11 protein-coding genes are annotated in these 11094 nt (G+C 57.6%); 4 read left to right on the top strand and 7 right to left on the bottom strand.

What is annotated here, in order from left to right; translation table 11 throughout:
- Both ACTG34_RS10650 and ACTG34_RS10645 read left to right on the top strand, forming a co-directional pair.
- Positions 1–366: AMP-binding enzyme (locus tag ACTG34_RS10650; protein ID WP_439104904.1), on the top strand; the 366-nt coding region annotated here is incomplete at its 5' end.
- Between the two features lie 130 nt (positions 367–496).
- Complete coding sequence (locus ACTG34_RS10645; RefSeq protein ID WP_439104903.1) at positions 497–1348, top strand: GNAT family N-acetyltransferase; 852 nt, start codon at positions 497–499, stop codon at positions 1346–1348.
- A gap of 61 nt (positions 1349–1409) precedes the next feature.
- On the opposite strand, the gene ACTG34_RS10640 is transcribed toward ACTG34_RS10645, so the two are convergent.
- The 7 genes from ACTG34_RS10640 to ACTG34_RS10610 form a co-directional block, all read right to left on the bottom strand.
- A complete protein-coding gene (locus tag ACTG34_RS10640; RefSeq protein WP_439104902.1) occupies positions 1410–2393 on the bottom strand; it encodes an ABC transporter substrate-binding protein in 984 nt (327 codons plus the stop codon).
- A 57-nt stretch (positions 2394–2450) separates the two neighbouring features.
- Positions 2451–3227 (bottom strand): ABC transporter permease, encoded by a 777-nt coding sequence (locus ACTG34_RS10635; RefSeq protein WP_439104901.1) that lies wholly within the window; start codon positions 3225–3227, stop codon positions 2451–2453.
- Entirely contained in the window at positions 3224–4093 is an 870-nt protein-coding gene (locus ACTG34_RS10630) for an ABC transporter permease (protein ID WP_439104900.1), read from the bottom strand. Before ACTG34_RS10630 ends, ACTG34_RS10635 begins: the two co-directional genes overlap by 4 nt.
- Before the next feature lie 70 nt (positions 4094–4163).
- Positions 4164–4967 (bottom strand): ABC transporter ATP-binding protein, encoded by an 804-nt coding sequence (locus ACTG34_RS10625; protein WP_439104899.1) that lies wholly within the window; start codon positions 4965–4967, stop codon positions 4164–4166.
- Between the two features lie 32 nt (positions 4968–4999).
- A complete protein-coding gene (hydA, locus tag ACTG34_RS10620; RefSeq protein WP_062218890.1) occupies positions 5000–6454 on the bottom strand; it encodes a dihydropyrimidinase in 1455 nt (484 codons plus the stop codon).
- Between the two features lie 60 nt (positions 6455–6514).
- Complete coding sequence (locus tag ACTG34_RS10615; RefSeq protein WP_439104898.1) at positions 6515–7783, bottom strand: Zn-dependent hydrolase; 1269 nt, start codon at positions 7781–7783, stop codon at positions 6515–6517.
- 201 nt (positions 7784–7984) lie between these two features.
- On the bottom strand, positions 7985–9313 hold the full coding sequence (locus tag ACTG34_RS10610) for an aspartate aminotransferase family protein (RefSeq protein WP_439104905.1): 1329 nt from the start codon (positions 9311–9313) through the stop codon (positions 7985–7987).
- A 265-nt stretch (positions 9314–9578) separates the two neighbouring features.
- Here ACTG34_RS10610 and ACTG34_RS10605 point away from each other — a divergent pair, with 265 nt between their 5' ends.
- Together ACTG34_RS10605 and ACTG34_RS10600 are read left to right on the top strand one after the other, a co-directional pair.
- Entirely contained in the window at positions 9579–10193 is a 615-nt protein-coding gene (locus tag ACTG34_RS10605; protein ID WP_439104897.1) for a TetR family transcriptional regulator C-terminal domain-containing protein, read from the top strand.
- A 127-nt stretch (positions 10194–10320) separates the two neighbouring features.
- Positions 10321–10926 carry a hypothetical protein gene (locus tag ACTG34_RS10600; protein WP_439104896.1) on the top strand — a complete coding sequence of 202 codons (606 nt, stop codon included), beginning with the start codon at positions 10321–10323 and terminating at the stop codon, positions 10924–10926.
- Positions 10927–11094 lie beyond the last annotated feature (168 nt).

The following is an 11094-nucleotide window of genomic DNA, read 5'->3' as shown; positions in this document are numbered from 1 at the left end:
GCCGAAGTCGAAAGCGCACTCGTCGCCCACGCCGCCGTGGCCGAAGCCGCCGTGGTCGGATATCCTCATGAAATCAAAGGTCAAGGCATCTACGCCTATGTCACTTTGATGAATGACCAAGAGCCGAGTGATGCGCTCAAAAAGGAACTCGAGGTTTGGGTGCGCACCGAAATCGGCCCGATTGCAAAGCCTGATTTTATCCAGTGGGCACCGGGCCTGCCCAAAACCCGCTCCGGCAAAATCATGCGCCGCATCCTACGCAAAATCGCCGAAAACGACACCGGCAGCATGGGCGACATCTCAACCCTCGCAGACCCATCCGTTGTCGAGGATTTGATTGGAAACAGCATCTACAACCAAAGCTAGATCGCACCCAAAACCACATATGACGGAATGCCGCCCTTCGGGGCGGTTTTCTTTTGACCAAAACGGATAAATCGCCCAAATGATCCGCGATGTTTAACAGCCGTTAACCAAGCCTGCGCATAGTCGCGTCATGCATGTTGAACACATCACTGACGAATCCGACTGGTGCGCGCTCACCGACCGCGCCCATGCGCCCTTGGCCCAGCGGTGGCTCTATGGGGCTGGCGCGCAAGCCGTGGGGCGCAATGTGCACCGTGTTTTGGTTCTGGACGGGGACCGCGCCATCGCCGTGGCCCAAGCCGTGTGTCGCAAGATCGGCCCGCTCCCGATGGGCCTCGTCACCCAAGGTCCGTTGTTTATCGCGCCGTGTGATCCGCGCCGCGCCGTGCGTGCCTTGCGCCGCGCCCTCCCCCGTCTCACGGTAATGACCCCAAGCACACAGATGCGCCGCCTGTCATTGTCCGCGCCCACCGCCACTCTGGTTCTGGACCTCACCCAAAACGAGGAGGCACTGCGCGCAGGCCTCAACGCCAAATGGCGCAACGCGTTGAAAGTGGCGCAAACTCACCGCATCAAAGTCGCGCAGATCACTGCAACCAAGGCCGCCCTCACGCCGCTCTTACAGGCTGAAAAGCTGCGTCAATCGCACGCGCAATACCGCGCCGTGCCGCCCGAATTCACGCTTGCGCTTTTGTCCACAACGCCGCGTGCCTTTCGCCTGTATGAGGCGGCAGACGCCCAAATGCTGTTCTTGCGCCACGGCAACACCGCGACCTATCAAATGGGTCAAACCAACGCACATGGGCGCGCACACAACGCCCATAACCTGATCTTGTGGGAGGCGATGATGCGCCTGCGCGCCGAAGGCGTGGAGCGTTTGGACCTTGGCACTTTTGATGCGCTCAAAGCCCCCGATCTGGCGCGGTTCAAACTGCGCACGGGCGGCGCACAAGTGGTTTGGGCCCCCGCGCAATTGATGTGAACGCACAAAGGAAAAGCCCCACCACAATGGGCGGGGCTTTCCTGTAATGCTTTGAAATTGCTTACTTCATCGCCATGTCGGTGATGTCTGTCGTAAACGCGCCTGTGGGTTCTGCCGTGATCACGGGATCGGACCCGCCCGACATCAACGAGGCCACGGTGCGGGCGTAATCGGCGGGATCGAGCGCGCCATTGGAGCCAGCGGTGAGCTTGGCCACTTCGCCCATCATACGGATTTGATGACCTTCGGTTTGCGCACCCGTCTCGTCGTATTCAAGCACGATCATCGCCGCCTCTTCGGGGTTTTGCTCGGCCCATTTCCACCCTTCCATCGACGCGGAGACGAAGCGCGCCAGTTTGTCCTTCATCGCGGCATCTTCGAGTGTGGATTCAAGCACGTAAAGTCCGTCCTCAAGTGTCGCAACACCCTGATCCTCATATTTGAACGTGATCAGATCGTCGGCGGAAATGCCCGCATCGATGACCTGCCAGTATTCATTATAAGTCATGGTCGAGATGCACGCCGCCTGTTTTTGCAGCAGCGGATCAACGTTAAAGCCCTGTTTGAGCACCTCGACGCCATCGTCGCCACCCTCAGTGGACAGACCCAATTGGCTCATCCATGACAAAAACGGATATTCGTTGCCGTAGAACCAAACACCAAGCGTCTTGCCCGCGAAATCCTCTGGGCCGGTGATACCGCTTTCCTTGAGACAGGTCAGCATCATGCCGGACGACTTGAACGGTTGCGCAATATTCACCACGGGCGCACCATTTTCACGTGCGGCCAAGGCGGATGGCATCCAGTCAACCATCACATCCGCGCCGCCACCGAGCAACACCTGAACAGGGGCCACATCGGGTCCACCCGGTTTGATCGTCACATCGAGATCCGCCGCCTCGTAGAACCCCTTTTCAAGGGCCACATAGTAGCCGCCGAACTGTGCTTGCGTGACCCATTTGAGTTGCAGCGTCAGCTCGTCGGCGGCCTGCGCCCCCGCCGTCATCGCCGTCAACGCAATCGCGCTTGTGAGTAGCTTTTTCATATCTAACAACCTCCAAGTTGTGACTGCCGAGGTTTTCCTCGTGCAGTTTATATGCGGTCACCCGCGTTGTGAGGGGTGCCAAAAGGTGACCCTCTTTTCAATCAAGGCGACAAGCCCGTAAAGAGCCGTGCCAGTCAGCGCTGATATGGTGATTTCAGCCCAAACCATGTCCGTTGCCAAGCGCCCCATCTCGGTTGTGATCCGAAATCCCATACCGCGAATGGGGGAGCCGAAATATTCGGCAACAATAGCGCCAATAAGGGCCAAAGTTGTCGAAATTTTAAGCCCGTTGAACACAAATGGAAGCGCCGCAGGGATCCGCAATTTCACAAGCGTGGCCATATGCCCCGCCGCATAGGTGCGCATCAAATCGCGCTGCATCGTATCTGTCGACGCCAACCCGCCAAGCGTGTTTACCAACATCGGGAAGAACACCATGATGGCCACCACCGCCGCTTTGGACTGCCAATCGAACCCGAACCACATGACCATGATCGGGGCCAATCCGACAATCGGCAGAGCGGCCATAAAGTTCGCCACGGGTAAAAGACCGCGCTTGAGAAAGTCATAGCGATCAATGACTAAGGCCACGGCAATCCCTGCGGCGCTGCCCATCCAAAGCCCGTTCAACGCGCCTTTGACCACGGTTTGTACCCAGTCCTCCCACAAGATCGGCAACGACCCCATGATGGCCGCGCCTATGGCGGTTGGTGGCGGCAAGAGCGCCGGAGAAATCTCGAAGAGCCACACGGCGATTTCCCAAAGGAGCAACACCAAAAGGCCAAATCCCGCGGGGTAGGCAACGCGTTCGACCTGCGTATCGGCGCGTCTCATGCGGGTCGCCCTCCCATGGCGCGGCGCATGATTTTCTCAATCGCGCCCACTGTGAATATCAAAACGGCGGCCAAAATCGCCGCGGCAAACAACGCCGCCCACATGATCATCGGCTCACCAAACTGCGATCCGATCAACATCCGCGCGCCAAGGCCCGAGATGGCACTGGTCGACAATTCGCCCACAACCGCGCCGACAAATGCCGCCGCCACGCTCACCTTGAGCGAGGCAAAGAAATACGGCATCGAGGCAGGAACGCGTAGTTTCCAAAACACGGCCGTGGGTTTCGCGCCGTAGGTGCGCAGCAAATCCAATTGCATATGATCAGGGCTCGACAGCCCTTTGACCATGCTGACCATCACGGGGAAAAAGCTCAGGTATGCGGCGATGATTGCCTTGGGGACCAAGAGCGATCCTGCGCCAATGGCGTTGCTCAGCACCACAATCATCGGGGCCAATGCCACAATAGGGACGGTTTGCGAGATGATCGCCCACGGCATCAAACTCAACCGTCCGATGCGGCTCAACACAATGATCGCGGCCAGTGAGACGCCAACAACAATGCCCAAGGCAAAGCCCCAAAGCGTTGTTTTTAATGTAATTATACCTTGGTAGACCATTGACCTCTTTGACGTGATCTTTTTCAACGCGGTGGTTTTCCACAACTCTGCGGCGACCTGATGCGGGACGGGCAAGAGCGGGCGGGCCTGTTGCATCGTGTCGCGGACCACCTCGGAAAAGCTGGGGGTTGTGCCCGCACGCGCGGCTTGGTCATAGGTCCATGTGGCATTCATTTTGATCGCTGCGGCGTACCACACGATGAGCAAAACGGCGACGACAGCGAGGACAGGACGGATGTGTTTCATGCACGCCTCCCTGCCGTGGGCGCCGCGTCATGCGCGCACGCACACCCGCGCGCTATGTTTGAGCAAAACCTCATTGCTCATGCCCCGCGCGCAACCCCTCGCGCACACGGTGCGCAATCTCGATAAACTCTTTGCTGTCGCGAATATCGAGGGGGCGTTCCTTGGGCAGCGGGCTTTCAATCACGTCCGTAATGCGCCCAGGTCGCGGTGACATGACCACAATTTTGGTCGACAAATAGACGGCTTCGGGGATGGAGTGGGTCACAAATCCAATGGTTTTCTCGGTGCGCGCCCAAAGTGCCAAAAGCTGCTCGTTGAGGTGATCACGCACGATCTCGTCCAGCGCGCCGAACGGCTCATCCATCAGTAAGATATCCGCGTCAAACGCAAGCGCACGGGCGATGGACGCGCGTTGTTGCATCCCGCCCGAAAGCTGCCAAGGGAACTTTTTATCGAACCCGACAAGGTCCACAAGTTCTAGCACTTTTCGAACATGTTCGGCCTGATCCGCCTTGGAATAGCCCATAATTTCGAGTGGAAGTTTCACATTTCCTGCAATTGTCCGCCACGGGTACAGCCCCGCCGCCTGAAACACATAGCCATAAGCCCGCGCGCGCCGCGCCTCCTCAGGCGTCATGCCATTGACCGAGAGCGCCCCGCCCGTGGGCGTCTCCAACCCCGCGATACAGCGTAGAAATGTGGTTTTCCCGCAACCGGATGGCCCGATGAAGGAGACAAAATCACCCTTGTTAATCTCGAGATTAACACCTTTTAGCGCCTGAATAGGTCCGTCATTTGTCTCAAATGTCAGGTCCACATTTTGCGCGTCGATCACTGGTTTATTCATAAGTTTTGTCGTCCCCTCAAGCGGCATGGGATGACCCCACACCGCCGCCCCTTTTTGTCTTAAACGCCGGTCGCCGGAATGCCCGAACGCAGCACGGGCTGCGGTGCGGTCAACTCTTTCCACTTCGACAACGCCGTGTTCACGGTCGCATTCGGATCGCGCGCCACGAATTCACCATGTCCCTCTTTGGTGGTCAATTCACCGTCTGTGACGGCGACATAGCCACGGCTCAAAACGTAGCGTGGCAAACCTGAAACTTCGATCCCCTCGAACACATTATAATCAATCGCCGAGGCTTGGGTGTCGGCGCTGATCACCTTGGTCTTGTTGGGATCGAGAACGATGATATCGGCATCTGCCCCCACAAGGACTGCGCCCTTTTTCGGATAACAATTCAATATCTTGGCGATGTTCGTTGAGGTCACAGCGACGAATTCGTTCATCGTGATCCGACCCGTTTCAACCCCCGTGGTCCACAACACGGGCAAGCGATCCTCAAGGCCGCCTGTCCCGTTCGGGATCTTGGAAAAATCGCCGATGCCATTGCGCTTTTGCTCGGTCGTAAAGGCACAGTGATCGGTCGCGACACACGACAACGTGCCAGAGGCCAGACCCGCCCACAGGCTGTCTTGGTGGTGTTTATTGCGAAATGGCGGTGACATCACACGGCGCGCCGCGTGGTCCCAATCCTCATGGAAATACTCGCTCTCGTCGAGCACAAGGTGCTGAATGAGCGGCTCGCCCCAGACCCGTTTGCCCTGCATTTTTGCGCGCCGGATCGCCTCGTGGCTTTCCTCGCAGGACGTATGCACAACATAAAGCGGCGCGCCGGCCATATCGGCAATCATAATGGCGCGGTTCGTGGCCTCACCCTCTACCTGAGGCGGGCGCGAATAGGCGTGCGCTTCGGGGCCGGTGTTGCCCTCGGCCAAAAGTTGCGCGGTGAGTTCGGCCACCACATCGCCATTTTCGGCGTGCACAAGCGGGGTCGCACCAAGTTCGGCACAGCGTTTGAACGAGGCATAAAGCTCGTCGTCATTCACCATCAACGCGCCTTTGTAAGCGAGGAAGTGTTTGAAACTGTTGATCCCTTTTTCTTGCGTGATGATTTTCATCTCATCAAAGACCTGTTCGCCCCACCATGTAATCGCCATGTGAAACGAATAATCGCAAGCGGCGCGCGCCGATTTATTGTCCCACACCTTGAGCGCATCCAAGAGGCTCTCACCAGGGGCGGGCAGACAAAAATCGACCACCATCGTGGTGCCACCCGCAAGTGCCGCGCGGGTGCCAGAGGCGAAATCATCGGCGCTATACGTGCCCATAAACGGCATCTCGAGGTGCGTATGCGGGTCGATCCCGCCCGGCATCACGTAACATCCCGTTGCGTCCAACACCTCATCACCCGTCAAATCAGGGCCGATCTCGACGATGACGCCACCGTCGATTTTCACGTCCGCTTTATAGGTCAGGTCAGCGGTGACAACGGTGCCGCCTTTGATCACTTTGGTCATCTTGTCTCTCCTTGTCGGGGGCGGCGCATCTGTCGTGCCCCTGCCCGCATCTGAACTCTCTTAGTCTACAATTTGCGCCGTCTCCAACACCGCGTGCAACAACACGTCTGTCCCTGCGGCGGCCCATTCGGGGCTGATGTCCTCGGCCTCGTTGTGGCTTAACCCGTCCACGCAGGGGCACATGATCATCGCCGTGGGGGCGACATCGTTGATCCAACAGGCATCGTGGCCCGCGCCGGAAATGATGTCCATGTGGCTATACCCCAACCGTTCAGCGGCGGAGCGCACCGCGCCCACCAGTGTCTCGTTAAACGCGGGTGGCTCGAACTGGCCCGAGATTTTGGCCTCGAACGTGACACCGATCTCCTCGCACAGCTTGGGCGCGCGCTCCATCAATTCCGCCTGCATCGCGTGCAGCTTTTCGGGGAGATGAGAGCGGATATCGACGGTGAACACCACCTTTCCGGGGATCACATTGCGCGAATTGGGGTAGACGTCGATGTGGCCAATCGCGCCCACCGCGCCCGGTTGGTTGGCCATGGCGATCTCATGGACCAACTCGGTGATCAACGCCAAACCGCGACCTGCGTTCTTGCGCATGGTCATTGGCGTGGACCCTGTGTGGCTGTCCTTGCCCGTCACCGTGCATTCGATCCACCGCAGCCCCTGACCGTGGGTGACAACACCGATATCTCGCCCCTCGGCCTCCAAAATAGGACCTTGCTCGATGTGCAGCTCAAACATCGCGTGCATTTTGCGTGCGCCGACCTGTTCGTCACCGACCCAGCCGATGCGCTTCAACTCATCGCCGAATGTTTTGCCCTCGGCGTCCGTGAGGCCGTAAGCCCACTCTTGCGTGTGGCGGCCCGTAAAGACACCAGAGGCGAGCATGGCGGGGGCAAAGCGCGTCCCCTCCTCATTGGTCCAGTTGGTCACCACAATCGGGTGCTTGGTCTTGATGCCAAGGTCATTCATGGTGCGCACCGCTTCCAATCCGCCAAGCACGCCCAAAACGCCATCATATTTGCCGCCCGTAGGTTGGGTATCAAGGTGGCTGCCGATGTAGACCGGCAACGCATCGGGATCGGTTCCTGCGCGGGTGGCAAACATATTGCCCATGGTGTCGACGCCCATGCTCATCCCCGCGGCTTCACACCATGACTGGAACAACGCGCGCCCCTCGCCATCCGCATCCGTGACGGTTTGGCGGTTGTTGCCCCCCGCCACACCCGGTCCGATTTTGGCCATCTCCATGAGACTGTCCCAAAGGCGGGCTGGGTTGATCTTGAGGTTGGTACGATCGGCCAAGACGCCTGATGATCCACTCATGATATGCTCCTTTTCGCGACGACAATCACGCTCTCGTGATCACGTTCTTTTTTCACTCGTCAGGACAGGTGCGCGCCCTAACTCCATTTCAATAGCAACACAGGAGGATCCCATGTTCAAAGGTCTAACACGTTCACTAGCCATCATCATGGCGCTCATGGTCGGCGCACCCGCCCTTTTGGTCATTGCGATCGAATAGGCTTAGTCGATCTCACGGAGCACATCGGCCAGAGTTCCCACCAATGTGTCGATGTGTTCCTTTTCAATGATAAGCGGCGGTGACATCGCGATGATATCGCCCGTTGTGCGCACCAAAATCCCCTTATCGTAGGCCTTGAGAAAGGCAGAGAAAGCGCGTTTTGTCGGCGCGCCCTCAATCGGTTCCAACTCAACTGCGCCAATCAATCCCTCATTGCGAATATCCACCACATGCGGCAAGCCCTTGAGGCTATGAAGCGCATCAGCCCAGTAATCCGCCAGTCCGGCAGCACGCGCGAACAGACCCTCCTCGGCATAGGTTTCCAGAGTGGCCAGTCCTGCCGCCGCCGCAATCGGATTGCCCGAATAGGTGTAGCCGTGGAACAACTCGATCACATGCTCGGGACCATTCATAAAGGCATCATGGATCTCTTTGGTCGCCAACACCGCGCCCATCGGAATAACGCCGTTGGTCAATCCCTTGGCGCAGGTGATCAAATCAGGCATCACACCGTAATGTTCGGCGGCAAAGGATGACCCAAGGCGGCCAAAGCCGGTGATCACCTCGTCAAAGATCAGCAAAATTCCGTGTTTCGTACAGATGTCGCGCAGACGTTTGAGATAGCCCTTGGGCGGCAACAACACGCCCGTTGATCCCGCCATCGGCTCGACGATCACCGCCGCGATGGTTTCGCCGCCGTGCAACGCCACGATGCGTTCCAACTCGTCGGCCAATTCCGCGCCATGCTCCGGCTGTCCACGTACAAAGCGGTTGCGATCCGGCAAATGGGTGTGTGGGAGATGGTCAACACCGTTCAACAGCGTGCCGAACATCTTACGGTTGGTGACAATGCCGCCCACCGAAATGCCGCCAAAGTTCACACCGTGATACCCACGTTCGCGGCCAATCAAACGGGTGCGCTCGCCCTGCCCCTTTGCACGGTGATAGGCCAATGCGATTTTGAGCGCCGTCTCGACGGATTCAGATCCGGAGTTGGTGAAAAACACATGCTCGAATGGCGCGGGTGCCATATCAACCAGCTTTGTGGCCAGTTCAAACGCCTTTGGGTGGCCCATCTGAAATGCGGGCGCATAATCAAGCTCGGCCACTTGTTTTTGTATCGCTTCGACAATCTTGGGGCGATTGTGACCGGCATTACAGCACCACAGCCCCGCCGTGCCGTCCAGAACCGCGCGCCCGTCCGAGGTGCGATAATGCATTCGGTCCGCAGATACGAACATCCGTGGCTCTTTTTTAAATTGACGGTTCGCCGTAAACGGCATCCAGAACGCAGATAGGTCGTTCGGCCGTGTGTCGCCATCCATCGCCATGATTTCCCTCTTATCCCTAATTGGTTTGGACATATTTAAAATGCCTCGCATCACCCTGCGACGGGTTTGACCATTTGGTCAAGAGAAGCGTAACAATAGCGGGTCCGCGCATGCACGCGTCTCAGGTATAAAGATGCAAAAAAACTGGGCACTTTACTGATAAGGTTGGTTTTAAGGCGATTCTAACTTCGGTTTGGCGCTTTTTTTGGCGAGGATCGACGAGCGATCGTAAACCACACGAGATATGTGAAGGAATCAGAGGTCCATGCCTGAAAATAAACCGCGTACCAGAATTCAAAAGCGAAACTCCGAAACCATTCTGGATGCCGCGCTGGATGTCTTTTCACGCAATGGCTTTCGTGGGGCCACGCTCGACCAGATCGCCAAAGAGGCGGGATTGTCCAAGCCGAATCTGCTGTATTATTTTCCGTCAAAGGTCGCGATTCACCGTGGCTTGATCGATACGTTGATGGCCAACTGGCTGGATCCGCTGCGCGAAATCGATGCGGATGGCGATCCCGTTGAGGAAATTGTCGCCTATGTTTTGCGCAAACTCGACATGGCGCGCGAATATCCCCGTGAGAGCCGGCTGTTTGCCAACGAGATTGTACAAGGCGCGCCGAACATCATGGATAAGATCGAAGATGAGCTAAAAACGCTAGTCGAAGAAAAAGCCGCCGTGATTACACAGTGGATCGACGCCGGACATTTGCGCCCTACCGATCCCTATCATCTGATCTTTTCGATCTGGGCCACAACCCAGCACTATGCTGATTTTGATGCACAAATTCGCGGGATCATCACACCTGTTGGCGAGACACATTTCGATGATGCGCGGCTCTTTTTGGACACGATGTATCGGCGCATGTTGACGCCGTAGACGCCACGCGGCGATCCGCGCACGCGTTAACCAACACATGTGAAACCTGTGGATATTGATCGGGTGGTAAGGATTTGCGTCGTTATCTATCAGGTGGTGGGGGCTCCTTTTGAAAGGGAGCACGAGCATGTCCGATTTCAACGGTATGCCAGCTTTCGGAGTTGGGGGGCTTGCCATGCGGCACCCGCCCGAAACTTCAAAGCAAGCGGTGCCCGAAGTTGCAAAAACTGCGACAGACGGGTCTGCGACAAGCAAACGGGGTGATACCTCGAGCGACCAGAATGGCGCGTATTCTCAAACCAAACGTGACTCTGTTGTCTCCGAGCAGCAGCGCAAAGATGCTGTGCGCGACGAAACTGTTTTGACGGGGCCAACGCCGGCCTTTCAGGCCAGTATTCTCGAGGTCGAAAAAGATCTGCGCAATGTTATTGCACGGGTTGAGGCCAAGCGGACGCAGCAGTCTGACGAAGCCGCAATTGCCCCGCGCGCCGCCCAAAGTGACGTGCAAGCCGCGCAAAAAACGGATAGTCCCGAGGCATCGCACGATGGCGCGGCCAAAGGCGTGGCTGATGTATCGAAGGCGGGGTCCGTTGATCGTGGAGAGGCCCCTGAACAGGTGCGTGATGCGCCTGCGCCTCAGACTGTGCCTGCACCGTCTCAATCGGGTGATCCCGAGGCCGCACATAGTGGACCTGCCGCAACCCAAAGCACGCCTTACTCGCCGCCGTCCTAAGCGGCGCGTAGGATTTGTACCGGTGTCAGGATGGCGCCGGTCTCACGGATGTGCGGATCCCGTTTTGATCCGACCTCCATCACATGGCGCAAGACGCCGTGCCCCACCAACCCAAACCCCCGCGCCTGAAACAGGACACGGGGGCAAAAGGGTCGTATGCCTCACCTC

The organism is Celeribacter marinus (assembly GCF_965656515.1).
In the GTDB taxonomy this organism is placed as follows: Bacteria; Pseudomonadota; Alphaproteobacteria; order Rhodobacterales; family Rhodobacteraceae; genus Celeribacter; species Celeribacter marinus_D.
This window is presented reverse-complemented; position numbering and strand designations above follow the sequence as displayed.

Bases quoted from the DNA above. Each gene is read 5' to 3' on its own strand.
- ACTG34_RS10645 (WP_439104903.1), top strand. From the start codon at position 497: ATGCATGTTGAACACATCACTGACGAATCCGACTGGTGCGCGCTCACC.
- ACTG34_RS10640 (WP_439104902.1), bottom strand. From the start codon at position 2,393: ATGAAAAAGCTACTCACAAGCGCGATTGCGTTGACGGCGATGACGGCG.
- ACTG34_RS10635 (WP_439104901.1), bottom strand. From the start codon at position 3,227: ATGAGACGCGCCGATACGCAGGTCGAACGCGTTGCCTACCCCGCGGGA.
- ACTG34_RS10630 (WP_439104900.1), bottom strand. From the start codon at position 4,093: ATGAAACACATCCGTCCTGTCCTCGCTGTCGTCGCCGTTTTGCTCATC.
- ACTG34_RS10625 (WP_439104899.1), bottom strand. From the start codon at position 4,967: ATGCCGCTTGAGGGGACGACAAAACTTATGAATAAACCAGTGATCGAC.
- hydA (WP_062218890.1), bottom strand. From the start codon at position 6,454: ATGACCAAAGTGATCAAAGGCGGCACCGTTGTCACCGCTGACCTGACC.
- ACTG34_RS10615 (WP_439104898.1), bottom strand. From the start codon at position 7,783: ATGAGTGGATCATCAGGCGTCTTGGCCGATCGTACCAACCTCAAGATC.
- ACTG34_RS10610 (WP_439104905.1), bottom strand. From the start codon at position 9,313: ATGGCGATGGATGGCGACACACGGCCGAACGACCTATCTGCGTTCTGG.
- ACTG34_RS10605 (WP_439104897.1), top strand. From the start codon at position 9,579: ATGCCTGAAAATAAACCGCGTACCAGAATTCAAAAGCGAAACTCCGAA.
- ACTG34_RS10600 (WP_439104896.1), top strand. From the start codon at position 10,321: ATGTCCGATTTCAACGGTATGCCAGCTTTCGGAGTTGGGGGGCTTGCC.